Below are 18,294 nucleotides of genomic sequence, written 5' to 3'. Positions count from 1 at the left end.
CGCTCGACGACACTTTCAGAAATCGCTTTCTGGCTGCTCAGTCTAGACGGACTCGCTGCGGGTGCATGAACTCCGTGTCGCGAACGTTATGCGTCGTGGCACGAACGTTATGCGGGCGATCAGCCGAGGAGCTGCCACGGCCCGTCGGCCGCGGTGGGCACCTCGTTCCTCGTCCACCACTTCGCCGTGTACAGGGATCCGTCGTAGCTCACGACGTCGCCGGCGTGGAAGATCCGGGATGCGGTCCACAGCGTCGTCCCGTCGCTCGTCGTGGCGAGCTGCTCCCAGGGCCCGTTCGTGTCTCCCGGCGTCTGGTCGCGCGTCCAGTAGTCGGCCTTGTACCGCTGCCCGTGGTACACCACGACGTCGCCCGTGTCGAAGATCCGGCTCGGCGTCCAGATGGAGGTGCCGTCGGGCGCCGTTCGGAGCTGCTGCCACGGCCCGGTCGGGTCGCCGGGCGTCTGCCCCTGAGTCCACCACGACGCCGACCAGAGCGTGTCCTGGTACTCGACTGCCGTGCCCGTCGTGTACGCACTTGCCGACGACCAGGCGGGAGCGAACACGAAGGCGGCGGTCGCCGTCACGGGAGCCGAACCGGTCGGTGCGAGGCCGGGACGCACGGTGAACGTGACGGTGACGGATCCGGCGGTCGACGAGTCCCATCCGGAGACGGTCACGTCGTCATCGGTCAGCACGACCGTCGAGCCGTCGGCCCGCGTGCCGTGCAGCACGGCGCTGCCCGCGACAGCCGTTCCGGTCGCGAACGCCTCCTCCGCCGGCGTCACCGACAGTGTCTGCACCGCAGGCACGAGCGCTGCCTTCGCCGAGGCGATGGCTGAGGATGCCGCATCCACCTGCTCCTGCGAGGCGAGGACGTTCTTCGCCACCTCGGCGCCCGCGTTCCTGGCGACCATGAGGGGTGTCCAACTGTCGGCGCTGTATCGGCTCGAATCCAGGGCGTCCACGTCGGCGATGGCCGCGTCGAGCGTGCCGAAGTCCGCCGTCTCGCGAGTGAGTTGGAGCACATACGTGCCGGAGTCGCCGGGATACGAATCCACTGCCACGTCGATCGTGTTCGGCCCTGGCTGCACCGGGACTGTCGCATCCGTCGCTCCTGCGGCAAGTGTCGTGCCGTTCACCTGGACCTGCTGGCCCGCCCAGCCCAGTCGCCAGGTGAGGTGGACGGACGCGACGGTCGCGTCGAGCGTCTGCGTCACGGTGTACGGATTGCCCGATCCCTGACGCTCGCCGGCGAACACCGGATCGAGGGTGAGCCCGTCTATCGAGAGGTCGCGCAGACGCGCGAGCTGGTTCGGATTCGTCCGGGAGAGCGAGACGACGTAGGTCTTCTGCGTGCCGTCCTCGGCGGTGACCACGACCGGCACGTTCGTCGTCACGAACGCGTCGCTGTCCGATCCGTCGCCGAGGGCGACCTCGACCGGCGCGCCGGCGGATGCCGGCCTGCCGTCGACGGTGACCTTCGCGAACGGGCTCTCCGGCGTCACGGCGATCGTCGCGGAGGTGTCGTACGGATCGGTCCCGCCGGTGAAGGTCGTGCCGTCCTGGGCAGGCGTCAGGGCCACGTCGCCGCTGGCAGCGTGGGCCGTGATCGTGCCGAGCGCTGTGTCGTCGTAGTCGACGGGAGCCCCCGTGTTGACCCTGAAGTAGTCCACGAGCATGTCGCCGACGTTCGATCCGTTCACGAAGAAGTCGAAGTAGTCGAGAGCGCCCACCGTGGTGCGCAGCGGCTGGTTGGTGAGCACGGGCGTGCTCATGTCGTCGACGTAGAAGTCGAACGTCCCGGTGTCGAGGTCGACAACGTTGCGCACGGTGTACCACTGTCCGACCGTGTAGCTCACGACGTTCTTCACGCTGGAAGATCCCGTGACGTTGTGCGTCATGATCTGGCCCTTGGAGAAGCCGAACGTCGCCGCCGGGTTCGTGGACGATGCCGGATTCGCGGCGTTCCAGTCCGACGCGGCGTAGGAGTACATCGCCACCTGGTTCGCCGATGTGTTGGTGCTCGTGCGTTGTATCCGCGCCTCGACGGTGACCGTTCCGGTGAGTCCGAGGGCCGACGTGTTGTGCACGGCGAGCACGCCGGAGCTCGAGCTGGTCTTGTCGACGCTCAGATACCTGTCGCCCGGCTGGTCGGGGTTGTCGACGACGCTGACGGATCCGACTGCCGGGGCGGTGTTCGCGACCAGCACCCCGTCGGATGTCTGGGTGAAGTCGCCGGTCGGGTCGTCGTCGAACGTCTCGTTGATCGCGTAGTGGGTGGCACCGGCCTCGGCGGAGACGACGAGGTCGACCGTCACGCTGCGCGCCGGCTTCACCTCGACGTCGGAGCGCGACGCGGTCTCGTATCCGGACTTCGCAGCCTGAAGCGTGTAGCCGGAGCCCATCGGCACGTCAGACATCGTGTAGGCGCCGTTCGCGTCGGTGGTCGTCGTTGCGACCGTCTTCGTGCCCTGAGCCAGCGTCATGTCCGCGCCGGCGAGTGGTTTCCCTCCGGAGGTGACGGTGCCGGTCACGGTTCCGACCGTGGAGGTCGTCTGGCCGAGCGCGAGATCCTGAGCGAGGGTCTGCCCGGCGCCGAGGGTGACCGCAACGGGGGAGCCGTCGGCGTATCCCGCCGCGGTCGCAGTGAACGAGTAATCGCCCGCCGGAACCTCGATGGCGTAGCGGCCGTCCGTACCGGTGGTGAGCGACGTGCTTCCGTAGTGCACCTGCGCGCCCGGCACAGCCGCGCCGTCCTGGTCGCGGACGATCCCGACGATCACCCCCTTGCCGGCAGCCGGCTGGTAGGAGGACGGTCCGATGGTCGGCGGCGAGGTCAGCGCGTTTCCGAAGAAGTCGGATGAGATCGGGAGCGCGCTCGTTGCCGAGGCTCCCGTCACCGCGATGCCGGGGGCGAGCTCGCTCAGGTCAACGGGCGTGCCGGCTGCGATGAGGGGTGACGACGCCGAACCGGGCGTGATGTTCGCGATGGCCGTCGCGGGATCGCCGACGCCGGGGTCGGTCGTGATCGGATGAGCATCCTGCGCTGGAGCGCTGACGTCGGGTCCGTAATAGGCGTTGTTCGCGAATGAAACGCCGGGGAAGGAAGCCTGCAGCGTGGCGCCGCTCACCGAGGAGAGCGTGTTCACGAACACGTTGTCGTAGAGGTAGTGCCGGTTCTTGTCCGTCAGGATGCTGCTGTTGGTGCCCGACGAGTTGAAGAATCCGACGGAGTTGTTCGAGGACGGCGCACGCGTGTTGTACATCAGGTTGTCGTAGATGACGTTCACACCGGAGTCGCCGTGCGGGTTCACGTAGTTGCGCGCGACATCCTGGATCACGTTGTAGCGCACGATCGACGTGCCGAATCCGAAGCCGCACAGCAGCACGCCCTCTCCGGAGTCGTGGAGATAGTTGTCCTGCATCAGGATGTTCGACGTTCCACGGTCGCCGTCGAGGGCATTGGAGTCGGCGGCGTTCGCGCGGTTGAGGATGGCCGCGACCTCGTTGTTCTGCACGACGATGTTGTCCGAGTAGTACATCTCGATGCCGGAGACGCCGGCGCCGTCGATGAGGTTGCCGTCGACGGTGGCGCCCTGCACACTCGTCAGGTAGAGCGAGTCCCATCCGTATTGGGTGTCCCGGTTGGTCAGGTAGTTGTCGGAGATGCGGATGTCGGTGTTCGGGCGCCAGTTCGGATCCTCGGTGACCACGCCGGTGTTGCTCGCCTTCGCGACAGCACGGTCTCCCCAGCCCGGAGCGCGGTCCTGATATCTGTCGGTGCCCATGCCGGAGAACTGCTTGAAGATGACGTTCGCGAACGATGTGTTCGCGACGTAGCTGTCGCTCACAACGACGTCGTCGAACTGGGAGACCGTCGTGCCGTCGCCCTTGAGCCCCTCGAAGAGGATGCCGCCCGTGCGCTTCGACCTGTCGAGGCCCGCGTTGCCGATCGACCACGTGACGCCGCTGACGTCGTGCACGAAGACGTCGTGGATGACGAATCCGCTGAGCGTTCCGGCGTTCTCGCCCTGCACGTGGATGCCGCGCAGGTCGCCGGTCTTCGGGTTCTCTTCGCCGGGCAGGAGTCCCTGGTTCGCGCCAGGCTGCCAGACGGACGGGTCGAATCCGTCTGTCACGTTGCTGATGTCGAGGTTGGAGATGTCCCAGTGCTGCTGGTTCGTCAGCTGCAGCACATCGTTGACGACGCCGCGGCCCTCGAGCTTGGGCGCGTTGCCGCTGCCGTAACTGGAGATGACGATCGGAGCGGCTGCGGTGCCGGATCCCTGCGGGGCGACCAGCGCCGTTGGTGCCGATTCCGTGACATCCGTGGCCACGCCGTTGCTCCAAGTGGTGTAGTCGAATGCCTCCTTCGCCACCTGGTCGCCTGAGGCCGCCCACGTGCTCCCCGCCTTGAGGAGGATGCGGTCGCCGGGCTGGAAGACCGTCGCGTTCACCTTTGCGAATGACTTCCATGCGGTCGCTTCAGTGGTGCCGCCCTGCGAATCGTCTCCGCTCTGCGCATCGACGTAGTAGGTCGTTCCGCTGCCCGCGGGCACCGTGGCGTCCGAGACCGGGAGCTCGCCGCTCTGCACGACGCCACGGCCGGTCGCCTGCAGCTGTGCCTTGTCGGTGTAACCGGTGAAGCCGGTCGTGGCGGTGGAGGCGGCTACCGCGGGGGTCGCCGTGAGACCGGTCACCGTCGTGACGACGGCAGCAGTCAGTGCGACGACGGCGAGGCCTCGTGTTCGTCGTGCTGTCGAGAAGAGGGACATCGGTGTTCCTTTCGCTCCTGCAGGTCTTCGGCAGCGGATGCGACGGGCTTCGCGGGCGCGCTGGGGTCGACGAATCAGGCGTCGGAGCGACGCCTCGCCGAGGTGCGCACCCCGGAGAACTCGGGATGGGCCGCTGCTCGAACTCGAAGCCGAGTTCGCAGAACCGCTCGACCGTGAGCGGATGGTCAGGACACTAGTGAACGTTCACTATTGCTGTCAACTCCCCGGTGCCGCATCCGATGGGGTACTGCGGCGCAGGCCGACTCGGTCGTGACGTCGGTCAGTTGGAGGCCGGTGCGGGTCCACTGGATCCCCGCGGGATCAGCCTTCCGATGATCTCCTGACGCGCCTCAGGGGGCTCCGTGCCCTCGATCCGGGCGATGAGCTGCTGCATGCTCTGCCGGCCGATGAGCTCGAGGTTGTCCTCGACGGTCGACAGCGTGGGCGCGGAGAATCGCGCGAACTCGTCGTTGTCCCATCCCACGACGCTGATGTCGTCCGGAACGCGGATGCCGCGATCCTGCAGCCCTCTGATCACCCCGAACGCGATGGTGTCCTTCGCGGCGAAGATGGCGGTCACGCCAGAGTTCGCAGGCAGATCCCTTGCCGCGTCGTAGCCCGACTGGACGGTCCAGGCGCCTCCGACGACGCCGTACGACTCGAGCCCGAGGCGTTCGATCGCCGCCTGGTACACCAGCAGCCGATTGCGAGCGGATGCCCACCGCTGGTCACCTGCCACGTGCAGGAATCGACGGTGGCCGTGGTCGGCCAGGTGCTTGACGACCTCACCGGCGAAGGCGCCGTCCGCGAACGAGCCCGTCGAGCGCATCTTGTCGTCGTACTGGCCGACGACCAGGATCGGGGTCGACTGATCCGACTGAAGGTCCTGTGTGTCTCCGAGTGGGGTCAGCGAGAGCACGCCCTCCACCCGCTCGCTCTCGAGGAGGGTGCGCACCCGATCGCGGCGACGGGTCTCGTCGCCCTCAAGGCTCACGACATCGACCTCGTATCCGGCCTCGTGCGCCACGGCTGTTGCGCCGAGGAACGGCGTTGGCAGGAAGTACGTCAGCTCTGGAAGCACGATCGCGATGCGGTTCGTTCGACGCGTGCGCATCGACCGTGCGATCAGGTCGGGCTTGTAGTCCAGCTCGCGGATCGCCGCCTCGATCTTCTCGACGGTTGCCGGCTTGAGGCCGCCGTTGAACTGCAGATAGCGGGAGACCGTCTGATGCGAGACGCCGGCACGGCCGGCGACCTCCATGATCGTCACGCGCTTGCGTCGGGGAGCCGTCGCTCTCGTCGCTTTGTTGGCCATGTCATCCCTCGTCCGGTGATTTCTTCGGCAGCGTTCGTCATCTCGCCGCCGGCCATCGCCTGCGTTCGTCACGGTATCCGAAGCCATCGCACTAGGGCATGTCTGACAATTCGGGGCTGGCTGCGGTGCACTCGGCGACCCCGAACTGTCAGACACGCCCTGGGCCCCGCCTCGCCGCTGAAAATCGCGATCGGCTCGGGCCTGTTCGACCCAGTTGCATTCTAGGCGGATATAGTGCAATCTGCACTCAAGAAAGTGAGCGTTCACTTTTCGTGACTGCCTGGACAGTGTCCTGCGCAGCCGGATCCGCTCGATCACAGCCTGGCAAGGAGGCCACATGTCACAGCAACAGATTTCCCGACGCCAGTTCGGTGCGCTCGCACTGACCGGTATCGGCACGACGTTCCTGCTCGCGGGATGCGGGACGTCCGCTCCGACCGGTGGAGGTGCGACGACGGCGGCGGCAGGTGACGCCTTCAAGAAGGCGACCTTGACGCTCGCGTGGTGGACCAATCCGCTTCGCACGCAGTACACCGACGCGATCGTGACGAAGTTCACGAAGGCGCATCCGAAGGTCACGGTCAACCAGGCTCCCGGCGAGTGGGCGACCTACTGGACCAAGCTGTCGACGCAGGTGGCTGCGCAGACCGCACCGGACATCATCCAGATGGACCAGGCGTACATCTCCGAGTACGGCGGTCGCGGCGCCCTGCTCGACATGAGCAACGTGGGAAGCATCGACACGGAACCGCTGAAGTCGTCGCTGGCGGCGGGCACGCAGGGCGGCAAACTGTTCGGCATCCCGGCAGGCAACACCGTCTACAGCGTGTTCGCGAACAAGACGCTGTTCGAGAAGGCCGGTCTCGATCTCCCCGACGACAAGACCTGGACGTGGGATGACTACATCGCCCTGAGCACGAAGCTCGCGAAGGCATCAGGCGGCGAGTTCACGGGCACGTCCTGGTACGGCGCCGATCAGGATCTGCAGATCTGGCTGCACCAGCACGGCCAGCAGCTCTACACCGACAAGGGCAAGCTCGCCTTCACGGCAGACGGCGTCGCGAACTGGTTCACGATGGTCAAGAAGCTCTTCGCTTCCGGCGGTGGCCCCACCGCCGACCAGTACACCAACGACATCGCCTCGTCGGTGCAGCAGGAGCTCTTCGGCACGAACAAGTCCGCCATGGGATGGCACTGGAACTCGCAGCTGACGGCCCTCGCCCAGGCGAACGGCGGTGATCTGGTGCTGCTGCGTCCGCCGAGCTCGTCCGGTTCGGCGAAGAAGAACGGTCTCTATCTCAAGCCGTCGATGTACTGGTCGATGTCGGCGCAGACCAAGTATCCGGCGCAGGCCGGGGGCCTGATCAACGTCTTCCTCAACGACACGTCGGCTGCGAAGCTGCAGTTGATCGATCGAGGCATTCCGACGAACGCGAAGGTGCTTGAGACGATCACGCCGCTGCTCGCGAAGACCGACCAGCTCGCCATCGCCTACATGCAGAACGTCAAGAGCGAGATCTCCTGGGTGCCGCCGGTTCCGCCGAAGGGGACCAGCACGGTCGCCCAGGTTGCGCAGCGCCACACGCAGGACGTGATCTTCGGTCGTGCCACTCCCGCCGATGCCGCCGCCGCGTTCAAGTCCGAGGTCCAGAGCCTGCTGGACGCCAACTCGTAGTCCGGTCGCGTCGACGCACGTACACTCTCGGCCCGAGCGCGACTCCTCGCTCGGGCCGAGCATCGCCGCCTGCGACCCGACGGACGTTCGCTGACGCCGTCCGGACGCGTGAAAGGAATCCATGACTGAGTACGTCATCAACGACAACGGAGCCTGGTGCTGGTTCCAGGGCGAGCGAGCGCTCGTCGATCCGGAGACCGGAACCCTGGTCGTCGGATCGATCGCCGCCGCCGAAGGACCGGGAGGAAAGCGCAGGGCGGGCAACGTCGAGCTCACGGTGGTCGATCTCGCATCGCGCGCGGCGACGATCGTCATGCTGCACGAGGCGCTCGAGATCGACGACCACGACGTTCCGGCGCTGTGGCGTCGTGCGGACGGACGATGGCTCGCCGCCTACACGAAGCACAAGACCGACGACCTGATGCGCTGGCGGGTCAGCGAACCCGGAGATCCGACCAGCTGGGGGCCTGAGCGCACGTTCGACTGGGCGCCGTTCACCGGCGGACGAGGCGTCACCTACACCAATCTGCACGAGCTCGACGGACGGCTGTACTGCTTCAGCAGAGCCGTGAACGACGATCCGTGCGCACTCGTCTCCGACGACGACGGCGACACGTGGACGTATGCCGGCAAAGTCTTCACCCGACCCAAGGTCGGCTACGTCAACGGGTACACGCGATACGCGGCATCCGAGGGACGGATCGATCTGGTCACGACGGATCATCATCCGCGCGACTACGACAACTCGATCTATCACGGATACTTCGCCGGGGGCGCACTGCGCCGGAGCGACGGAACCGTGGTCGACGAGCACCCGTTCGATCCGCAGACCGATGCCCCTTCGCAGGTCGAGCTGACAACGGTGCTGGGTGCGGGGGAGCGGATCGGCGGCGTGAGGCTCACGCACGCCTGGACATCCGACATCCGCCGGGATGCCGCAGGCACGATCGCCGCCACCATCACGGCACGCGGTGACGACGCCCCCGGCCCCGAGGAGGAGTTCGCCAGGATGCGCCAGGTGTCGGATCACCGCTTCGTCTACGCGCGTCTGGATGCGGACGGGGACTGGGTGCGGCATCCGCTGGCCAAGGCGGGTGCCGGGCTGCTGCCGCACGAGCAGGACTACACGGGACTCGCCGTCATCGATCCCGACGATCTCGACGTCGTCTACGTGTCGACGCCGTTCGACCCGCGAACGGATGAGCGCACCGACCACCACGAGATCTATGCGGGACGCACCACGGACTCGGGTGCGAGCTGGACGTGGGAGGCGATCACGCAGGGCTCGGACGTCGACAACCTGCGCCCGATCGCGGTTTCAGGAGTCCCGGATCGCAGCCTCCTCCTCTGGTTCCGTGGGGAGATGACGGCGTCACAGCACTTCCGTTGCGAGATCGTGCTCCGCGACGTGGTCCGAGGGGGTGGCAGCGGATGTTAGTCTGTGTCAGAAATCGCTTTCTGAGTTCGCTTGACGAGTGCGGGTACCGGCAGGTACCGTTGCTCGGACATTGGGCGGGAAGCGCTTTCCGCGGCGACGTCGCCAGGGGCCTTGTACTGTCAGCCAGTGCGGGCCGCCGGCGGATCCGCACCATGTATTCAGCGTCGATTACAAGGGGGCTCGCGTGAGCGTCTTCGAAGAGTTGCGTTCTGTGAGGTCGTCCAAGACGACCGGCAAACGCGACAACAAGGCGGCTTTCTTCTTCTTGCTGCCGTGGCTCCTGGGCCTGATCCTCATCACCGCCGGACCGATGATCGCGTCGCTGTGGTTGTCGTTCACGAACTACAACCTGATTCAGGCGCCGCACCTCATCGGATTCGACAACTACGTGCGCATGTTCCAGGACACGCGCCTGTTGAACTCTCTGCGGGTGACCTTCGAGTACGTGTTCATCTCGGTGCCGATCCAGCTGGTGATCGCACTGGCGGCGGCGATGGTGCTGGACAAGGGCATGCGCGCGCTGCCGTTCTACCGCTCCGTGTTCTACCTGCCGTCGCTGCTGGGCAGCTCGGTGGCGGTCGCGATCCTATGGCGTCAGATCTTCAGCCAGACCGGTCTGGTGAACCAGGTGCTGGGACTGTTCGGACTGCACAACATGCCCGGATGGATCTCCGACCCGCAGTTCGCGCTCGGCACGATCATCATCCTGAACGTGTGGACGTTCGGTGCGCCGATGATCATCTTCCTCGCCGGCCTGCGCCAGATTCCCGACATGTACTACGAGGCGGCGTCAATCGACGGTGCGGGGTTCTGGACTCGGTTCTTCCGGATCACGTTGCCGATGCTGTCGCCGATCATCTTCTTCAACATCATTCTGCAGCTGATCGGGGCGTTCCAGTCGTTCACGCAGGCGTTCGTGGTGTCGGGAGGAACGGGCGGGCCGTCGGACTCGACCATGTTCTACACGCTGTACCTGTACCAGCAGGGCTTCAACCAATTCAACATGGGCTACGCGTCGGCGATGGCCTGGCTGCTGTTCATCATCATCGCGATCATCACGGCCGTGACGTTCGCCACCTCGAAGTATTGGGTGTTCTATGACAACTGAGACCGCAACCCGAGCACTCGTCGTGCCGGAGAAGCAGCGCAAGAGCGGCCGATCCGCATCCCGTGGCGTGAAGCGCTCCGCCTGGAGCATCGTCAAGCACGTCATCATGATCCTGCTGGCGTTCGTGATGCTCTATCCGCTGTTGTGGATGGTGGTCAGCTCGTTGCGGCCGAACAACGCGATCTTCACCGATCCGAGCATCGTCCCGAACAGCTTCCAGTGGAGCAACTACACCGCCGGCTGGAACGCGCTGTCGGATCCCTTCAGCCTCTACCTCGGCAACTCGATCATCATCGTGATCGGCGCGATCCTGGGCAACCTGCTGGCCTGCTCGCTCGCCGCCTACGCGTTCGCCCGGCTGGAGTTCCGGTTCAAGCGGGTGGCATTCACGATCATGCTGCTGACCATCATGCTGCCGTTCCAGGTGACCCTGGTGCCGCAGTACATCATGTTCTCGTACGTGCACATGCTGAACACGTTCTGGCCGCTGATCCTGCCGAAGATCCTCGGCACGGACTCGTTCTTCATCTTCCTGATGGTGCAGTTCATCCGCGGGATCCCGCGCGAACTGGACGAGGCGGCGCGCATCGACGGCTGCGGGCATCCGCGGATCTTCTTCCGCGTCATCCTGCCGCTCATGACGCCTGCACTGGCGACCACGACGATCTTCACGTTCATCTGGATGTGGAACGAGTTCTTCGGCCCGATCGTCTACCTGACCCAGCCGCACACGTGGACGGTGCAGGTGGCACTCGGACAGTTCATCGACAACCAGACCGGCGGAAACTGGGGAGCCCTGTTCGCCATGTCGGTCGTGTCGCTGATACCCGTGTTCCTCGCCTTCCTCATCGGTCAGCGCTTCCTCATCAGAGGCATCGCCACCACCGGCATCAAGTAGCGCGCTGGAGCTGATAGCGGAGGCCATTTCCGGCCTCCGCCGCGACGTCAGCGCCGACCGCCGTCCCGGCGGTCGGTTACCAGCAGATCCCAACCGGCCTTCGCCGCGACGCTCCCTCGTGCTCGGCCGGAGGTCGGAACAACGACGCGGGAAGTGGCTCGTAGGGCACATCACCGAACGCCGTCTTGGCGGTCGGCTGTGGCGGGAGGTTGCCGACCGCATGCGAGACAATCGTGGAGACGGCCGGGCAGGTCGGTGTGCGAAGGAGCAGCAGTGGCAACAGGGATCGACACCACACCGGGTGGGGAACCGGGCGCGACGTCCGCCGTTCCCACGCTCGCCGACGTTGCGCGCCATGCGGGCGTCTCGCTCGCGACAGCATCCAGGGCTCTGAACGGCAGCACGCGCACGGTGAACCCGGAGCTGAAGGCGAAGGTGGAGGCATCCGCGCTCGAGCTGCGCTACTCGACGAACGTGCAGGCGCAGGCAGTGGCGCGCGGCACGAGTCGTACCGTCGCCCTGGTGCTCGGCGACATCGCCGACCCCTACTTCTCGGCGATCACGGCGGGCGTGGTCGATGCCGCTGCCAGGCACCGGCTCGTCGTGACGATGTCCTCGGCCGGCACCGAGCCGAAGCACGTCGTCGAGACGATCGCCGCGCTGCGCGGTCAGCGTCCGACAGCCGTGATCGTCGTCGGAAGCCGTTACGTCGATGAGGAGACGGAGGCCGCGATCGCCGCCGAGCTGAGCGCCGTGGAGAACCAAGGCGGCAGCGTCGCACTGATCGGTGCGCGGGCGAACGACTTCCGGGCGGTGCCGGTGCTGAACGCCGAGGGCGCGGCGGAGCTCGCCGACGCCCTCGTGGACCGCGGATACCGCGACTTCGCCGTGCTCGCCGGTCCGGCGGGCCTCACGACAGCCGCGGATCGCGCGAGCGGATTCCTGCGCGGGCTGGCCGGCCACGGCATCCGTCCGCAGGAGTCGTCGATCGTGCACGGCGGGTTCTCCCGGAAGGGCGGATACAGCGACATGCTCGCGCTGCTGGATGCCGGCATCCGTCCGCAGTGCGTCTTCGCCGTCACCGACGTGATGGCCGTCGGCGCCATGACGGCGATGCGGGAGCGCGGGATCGCACCGGGTACGGAGATCGCCGTGGCCGGCTACGACGACATCGAGATGCTGCAGGACGTGGTGCCCTCGCTGACGACGGTGTCGCTGCCGCTTCGCGACCTCGGCGAGCAGTCCCTGGAGCTCGCGCTCACCGAGGGTGACGCGGACGCGGCGCCGATCCGCGGCGTGGTAACGCTCCACGACAGCACGCCCACCGTCTGAGCGCCGGCGGCGGCGCGGCCGCCCGGCCGCCGACGAGCCCCAGTTGTTGCTGAGCCACCCCATTGTTGCCGAGCCACCCTGTTGTTGGCGAACCACCCTGTTCTTGGCGAACCACCCTGTTGTTGGCGAACCACCCCTCTACTCGCGCGAATTCGAGGGTGGTTGGGCAACATCCGGGTGCGTCGCCGTCGCGCTGGGTCGTCGTCGCGCCGGGTCGTCGTCGTCGCGCCGGGTCGTCGTCGTGCTGGGTCGCCGTCGTGCGGGTTACCGTCGTGCCGGGGCGTCGTGTGGGGCGCCGTCGGGTGGGGCGCCGTCGGGTTGGGCGCTCATGCGGCCGCGGGGAAGGCGACCGTGGTCTGGGCTCCGTCCGGCCAGGTCACCTCGAGCTCCGCTCCGGCACCGCCGGACACGACGCGCGCCGACGGCGGCTCGGATCCGGCGCGTCCCAGGCGGGATGCCGCGATGACGGTCTCTCCCGGCGCGACGTCGTCGAACGCGAGGCGGGGCACCGAGACGTGCTCGCCGAGTGGCGATGTTCCCGACTCCTCGTGCACGGACGGATGTCCGCCGGCAGTCAGCGCCACGAGCTCGGCCACGAGGCCGTCCGCCTCGACGCGCGCGTGCAGGTCACGCAGCTGGGCTGTGGGCGAAGTTGCGGAGGACAACGGCCATCCACTGATCCGGATGGCGACAGGCGCGGACGCGGTGGCCGGTGCGGCAGCGGACGCGTGCGCCGTGTCGGTGTCGTTTCCGCTGCCATCCGCATCTGCACCCGCATCCGCATCGTGCGGAGCGACCCGCACCGCACGCACCTCCCACGGTCCTCGCACGATCGACACCGTCTGCAGGTCCGGACCCGGGACGATCACACCCTGCCGGCCGGATCCGTGGTCGGGCGACGTGTCGCCGCTGGAGTCGACCCAGTGCGCGTGCGTCACCGAGGTGGCGTATGCCGCGATCCCGTCGTCGCCGATGATCCCCTTCTCGAAGCCCGTCCGATGGCTGGAGCGCCCTTCACTGTCCAGGACTCCGGCCGAGTTGTCTGCAGGGTCGTCGATCGTCGCGCCGATCAGCGGCGGGATCGTCGCGGTCGAGTACGCGAAGCGGGCGTACAGCGGCGAGTCGCCCGCGCCGTCGCCCTTCGCCGCGCGGTCTGCGCCGTGGTTGAACAGCCGCACGATGCCGTCGTCGCGGGTTCCGCTGAGGATCCAGCCGGCCGGCCGGATGACCGTCCTGGTGTCCGCCACCTCGACGGGCAGCGGCTCCTCGACCGCCTGCCAGACGGGATGGTCCGCCGGGAGCAGGAGGCCGAGCATCCCCTTGGATGCCCAGTACGGTGATCCCGGTCCCGAGTAGTTCTGCGCCATGTCGGGCCACTCGCCGAAGAACCCGAGCGAGAGCAGGCCGTCGGGCGTGATGGACCCGCGTTCGACGAACGCCTTGAGCACGCCGGATGCCGCACGTCGGATGAGACCCGGCCCCAGCGTCGTCGCTCCGGTGACGGCGCCCATCCAGAGGGGTGCGGCAGTCGCGAACCGGTAGATGAGGCTGCGGCCCTGGATCACGGGCACGCCGTCCGCCCCGATCAGGTGGACGTAGTCGTCGAGGAATTCGCTCAGCCGGCCGCGGAACACCGGGTCCAGTGTCCGCGCGCCGAGCTCGGCGGATCCCTCAGCAGCCGTCCAGAGCAGGGGGTAGACGTGCATGGCCCAGCCGCAGTAGTAGTCGAAGGCGCGCAGGGAACCGTCGGCGTACCATCCGTCTGCCCGGTAGTAGGACTCGATCGTCGCCAGGTCGCCTCTCACGCGCTCGAGGTCGTACGGTCCGCCGACGGAAGCGAGGAACGTCTCGACGGTGAGACGGAACCAGAGCCAGTTGTTGTCCGGGTACCAGCCGACGGGGGACTGGGCGAGCCAGTCGATGATCTGCTGCTTCTCGTCCGCGGTGTAGGTGTCCCAGATCCACGGTCGGGTCAGCTGCAGGGCGAGCGCGATGGATGCCGCCTCCACCTTGGCCTGGTCCCTCTCGCCGGGCAGCGGCCACCGCTGGAGGTTCGCGGGGTCCGTTCCAGCGAGGAGGCCGTCGCGGTACCACGGGGTGAAGCCGAGAGGATCTCGTCCGCTTTCGCCCGCCGAGCGGAACGCGTAGAGAAGGAGGGAGCGGGCGAAGCCCTCGAATCCGTCGCTGTCGGCTCCGTTCGCGCTCGTGCGCCCCTCGAGGACGACCCGGCTGCGGGTCGACGAGAAGAACGGACGCAGGGACAGCAGCAGGTGGTCGGCGACGGCGGCCCAGTGCTCCCGCGTCCATCCGGTGTAGGGCGACAGCGTGCGGTCTTCGTCGGGCAGGGTCAGCGTGGGTGCGGCAATCGGGGAGGTCATGACTCTTCCTCGGAAAGTAGGCGGGTGGCGGCGGAGGCGGCGGGCTGGGGATCCGCATGCTGGGAGGAGTCCCGCACGTGGAGCTCCGGAGTGAGCATGACCCGGTGCGCGGGACGGGTGGGGCCGGCATCCAGTCTGGCGATCAGCAGGTTGACGGCCTCGCGTCCGACGAACTGCTTCGGCGGACGCACGGCGGAGATCGCGGGATCACCGAACCGGGCGACCTCGTCGTCGTACGCGACGAGCGCGAGATCGTCGGGCACACGGATGCCGCGGTCACGCGCGTGCTGCTCCAGCGCGAGTGCAGGCGGATCCGACAGCACGATGAGCGCCGTCGTTCCGGTGTCCTTGCAGATCTTCAGCACGTCGTCCATGGCGCGTTCGCGGTCGAGGTCGTCGAAGTTCGTCGTGTCGACGTCGGCGACATCCGTCGGCAGACCGAGCGACTTCAGTGCCTTGCGCCAGCCGTGGCGCACGAAGCGCGAGGTCGGATTGTGCCAGTGAGCGAGCAGTCCGATGCGCTCGTGACCGACGGCTCGCAGGTGACGGACGGCCTGGGCCGCGCCTGCCGCGTGATCCGTCGCGACGGACTCGAGGCGTTGAACGGCAGCTGCCGAACGGATGCGCCGCTCGGCCAGCACCACCGGCACCGGCAGCGAGTCCAGCCAGCGCAGCATCTCGATGCCCTCCTGACCGGAGGTCGCAGGCGCGACGATCAGGCCGTGCATGCCGGGGGTGTTGACCAGCGCCTCCACCTGTTTGCGGTTGTCGCGCACGTCGTACGTGGATGCCCGCAGCAGGAAGCGTGCCCGCAGCTGCGTCGCCTGCGCCCTCGCCCCGTTTACGATGGCCGGCCAGTAATAGTCGAGCGACGGCACGACCATGCCGATCGTGTACTTCGTCAGCGACGGATCGTGTCCTGCGAGCCCCGGAGTGAGCCCCGGCTCTATCGAGCTGCGCAACGTGGCCCCGCCGTGCACGCGGGTGACCAGGCCCTGTTGCGCGAGCGCGTTGATGTCCCGACGGATCGTCAGCTCACTGACGGCCAGCCGGGTGGCCATCTCGCTCACGGTGACGGATCCGTGCCCGCGCACCTCGTCCATGATCCGTTCCCGCCGCTGCAGCGAGAACAGGGAGCCGCCCGTGCCGCTCATCGGAGTTGCTCGGTCTCGGCTTCGGCGAGCTCGTCGATGACCGTGATCAGGCGTCCGTGGAGACCTGCGACGGTGAAGGTGGCCCTGGTCAATCGATCACCCCAGACGGCACGGAGCTCGCCGTCGTCCAGCTCCCACACCTGAAGCGTCGGTGCGATCCGCTCCCGCGTGGTGATCGCGACGGAGTGTCCGTCCTGCTCGACGATGATCCCTTCTTCGTCCTGGCGCACGTCGCCGGCGAGCAGAAGGTGCACCTCGTGCGCGGCTGCGGAGTCGATCGTCGGCTCGGCCGCATCCGGTGTCGGAGCGGAGCCGAGCTGCCACTCGTCGACGATCTCGACGCGCGTCGGCGCGACGAGACGGAACGTGCGGCGCCATCCGTGCGGTTCGGGGAGCGGGTACGCGCCCGCCAGCTCGAGGGCGAACTCCGCCGGCAGGTCGACGGCGTCCAGCTCGCGCACCTCGTCGGCCGGACCGAAGGGTGCCGCGACGACGGCAGCGGCGAACCGCGGGCCGGCGCCCTGTTCGAGGCGGAAGGGAGCAGGGGCGTTGTGCCATCCGCTCTGCATCACGCGGATCTCGTAGCGCTCGGGGCTGAAGGTCTGCGCCGTGTAGACGGGCTTGCCGGCGTCGATGACGAGCGGATGCCCGCCCGCGGCCACGATGAAGGATCCGACGTCCTTGTGGTTGTGGTTCTCGTCGTTGGTGCCGCCCTTCGCGGCCAGTGCCAGTCCGTTCGCCGAACCGCTCCGTGCACGGAGCACGGCAAGCTGCACGGACGGCAGCCAGACTCCTGCCGGCAGCGGTGGACGCTCGGGCTCCGCCGCGCACCACTCGGCGTCCGTGATCGCGTGCAGCAGACGGGGCAGCCCACCCTCGGCGGTCCCCACAGGGGATCCCGACCGACGGGCACTGGAAGCCCACGCCAGGATCCGCGCGTCGCCGAGCCGGCGTCCCCATCGGAACGGCACGTGCCACGGCTCGTTGCCACTGGTGACCGGTCGCCCGTCTGCGACGTTCACGTACCAGCCGTCTGCGAGCTGCATGCGCAGCGGATAGTGCAGGGTCTGCGCCACGACAGGCACCTCGGATGCGGCCAAGGCGCTCCTGGAGGATCCGCCGCCGGTGATGCGCTCGACGAGGTCGAGGCATTCGAGCATGCGCACGGCGCCGTTCCACCAGTACGAGACGCCTTCGTCGATCGCGCCGTCGGCCGGCAGCTCCGCGACATAGCGATCGAGGCTCTCGATGGCTCGCGCGATGATGCGGGCGAGGCGCTCGTCGTCGTCGAGCAGCAGAACGGCGGCGAGCACGACATTACCCAGGATCCACGGGTTCCAGTTGTTCACTTCGCGCCAGTATCCGAGCCACCAGAAGTCGTCTCGTGACTCGAACGGGGTGAACACCCGCAGCTCCGCCTCGTGACGGATGCGCTCCCGCAGCCCCGGCCACGTGGCGTCCCATCGCTCCCCGAGCACGTGGTCGGCGAGCGCGAGCTGCGCCACGATGTCGCCCGCCTGCAGGTCGACGTATGGCGAGGACGCGTCGGAGATGACGAATCCGCGGCGGGCGTGTGCGTCGTCGTGGGCCGGCCAGCTCCAGGTGCTCTGCTCGCAGAACAGCACGGCGCCGTCCGCGGCCTCGTCGATCCAGCGCTGCTCGTCGGTGACGGCCGCCATCACGACGGCGCGGGTGATCCGATGCTGTCTGGCGAACACCGCGTTCTGGAATTCGTCACGATCGCCGTCGCGCACGAAGCGTGCGAACGAGGATGCCAGCGCGTTCGGCCAGGGACGGCCCGCCTCCTGCTCGGCGACGTCGGTGATCGCCGCGACCGTCGCGGGATCCACGCGCGACCAGGCGTGACGATCGGAGCTCGACGGGATGCCGACCCGGCCACGCGCACCGGCGAGGGTAGCGAGCAGGGCGGGTTCGCGCATCCGCTCGCCCCACTCGTCGTAGAGCGGACCGCGGAACTCGGAGCGCTCGACGCGGAGCCCCTCCGGCGGCGTTGCGTGGGCGTTGACGCGTGAGTCGGGGGCATCGGCTGACCGGCCGCGGTCGGCGCTCTCGTTCGTCTCGGGCGCTGCCGCGGTGGCCGCTCGTGCATCGTGCGTTCCCAGTTGCGGCACCGTCGCCGACCTCCCCGGTGAGTGGCCCATGCGGACGGGCCATTTGAACTTTCGTGTGTCTTCGTGTTCGAATCTGATCGTTCTGTTTG

10 protein-coding genes are annotated in these 18,294 nt (G+C 67.5%); 5 read left to right on the top strand and 5 right to left on the bottom strand.

What is annotated here, in order from left to right; all coding sequences use genetic code 11:
- Window positions 1-119: 119 nt before the first annotated feature.
- Together ACX9R5_RS17080 and ACX9R5_RS17075 are read right to left on the bottom strand one after the other, a co-directional pair.
- Entirely contained in the window at window positions 120-4,775 is a 4,656-nt protein-coding gene (locus tag ACX9R5_RS17080; RefSeq protein WP_459410257.1) for a carboxypeptidase regulatory-like domain-containing protein, read from the bottom strand.
- A gap of 280 nt (window positions 4,776-5,055) precedes the next feature.
- On the bottom strand, window positions 5,056-6,090 hold the full coding sequence (locus ACX9R5_RS17075; RefSeq protein WP_459410256.1) for a LacI family DNA-binding transcriptional regulator: 1,035 nt from the start codon (window positions 6,088-6,090) through the stop codon (window positions 5,056-5,058).
- 337 nt (window positions 6,091-6,427) lie between these two features.
- On the opposite strand from ACX9R5_RS17075, the gene ACX9R5_RS17070 reads away from it, so the two are divergent.
- From ACX9R5_RS17070 to ACX9R5_RS17050, 5 genes are all read left to right on the top strand, one after another.
- Window positions 6,428-7,765, top strand: a complete 1,338-nt coding sequence (locus tag ACX9R5_RS17070; protein WP_459410255.1) for an ABC transporter substrate-binding protein — start codon at window positions 6,428-6,430, stop codon at window positions 7,763-7,765.
- Window positions 7,766-7,886: 121 nt separating this feature from the next.
- Complete coding sequence (locus ACX9R5_RS17065; RefSeq protein WP_459410254.1) at window positions 7,887-9,203, top strand: BNR-4 repeat-containing protein; 1,317 nt, start codon at window positions 7,887-7,889, stop codon at window positions 9,201-9,203.
- A gap of 184 nt (window positions 9,204-9,387) precedes the next feature.
- Complete coding sequence (locus ACX9R5_RS17060) at window positions 9,388-10,311, top strand: carbohydrate ABC transporter permease (RefSeq protein WP_459410253.1); 924 nt, start codon at window positions 9,388-9,390, stop codon at window positions 10,309-10,311.
- The gene (locus tag ACX9R5_RS17055; protein ID WP_459410252.1) at window positions 10,301-11,209 is read left to right on the top strand and encodes a carbohydrate ABC transporter permease; all 909 of its coding nucleotides are present in this window, start codon (window positions 10,301-10,303) and stop codon (window positions 11,207-11,209) included. The genes ACX9R5_RS17060 and ACX9R5_RS17055 overlap by 11 nt, the downstream gene beginning before the upstream one ends.
- Before the next feature lie 273 nt (window positions 11,210-11,482).
- Window positions 11,483-12,541 (top strand): LacI family DNA-binding transcriptional regulator, encoded by a 1,059-nt coding sequence (locus ACX9R5_RS17050; RefSeq protein ID WP_459410251.1) that lies wholly within the window; start codon window positions 11,483-11,485, stop codon window positions 12,539-12,541.
- A 326-nt stretch (window positions 12,542-12,867) separates the two neighbouring features.
- Here the strand turns inward: ACX9R5_RS17050 and ACX9R5_RS17045 are convergent, their stop codons facing one another.
- Genes ACX9R5_RS17045 through ACX9R5_RS17035 form a run of 3 tightly spaced genes read right to left on the bottom strand, consistent with a single transcriptional unit; the run spans window position 12,868 to window position 18,205 of the window.
- Window positions 12,868-14,919, bottom strand: coding sequence for a DUF2264 domain-containing protein (locus ACX9R5_RS17045; RefSeq protein ID WP_459410250.1), 2,052 nt, complete (start codon window positions 14,917-14,919; stop codon window positions 12,868-12,870).
- Window positions 14,916-16,073 (bottom strand): LacI family DNA-binding transcriptional regulator, encoded by a 1,158-nt coding sequence (locus tag ACX9R5_RS17040; RefSeq protein ID WP_459410249.1) that lies wholly within the window; start codon window positions 16,071-16,073, stop codon window positions 14,916-14,918. The genes ACX9R5_RS17045 and ACX9R5_RS17040 overlap by 4 nt, the downstream gene beginning before the upstream one ends.
- Window positions 16,070-18,205, bottom strand: coding sequence for a heparinase II/III family protein (locus ACX9R5_RS17035; RefSeq protein ID WP_459410248.1), 2,136 nt, complete (start codon window positions 18,203-18,205; stop codon window positions 16,070-16,072). The genes ACX9R5_RS17040 and ACX9R5_RS17035 overlap by 4 nt, the downstream gene beginning before the upstream one ends.
- Between the last annotated feature and the right edge of the window lie 89 nt (window positions 18,206-18,294).

The sequence above is a fragment of the Rathayibacter sp. CAU 1779 genome, from assembly GCF_054551755.1.
This window is presented reverse-complemented; position numbering and strand designations above follow the sequence as displayed.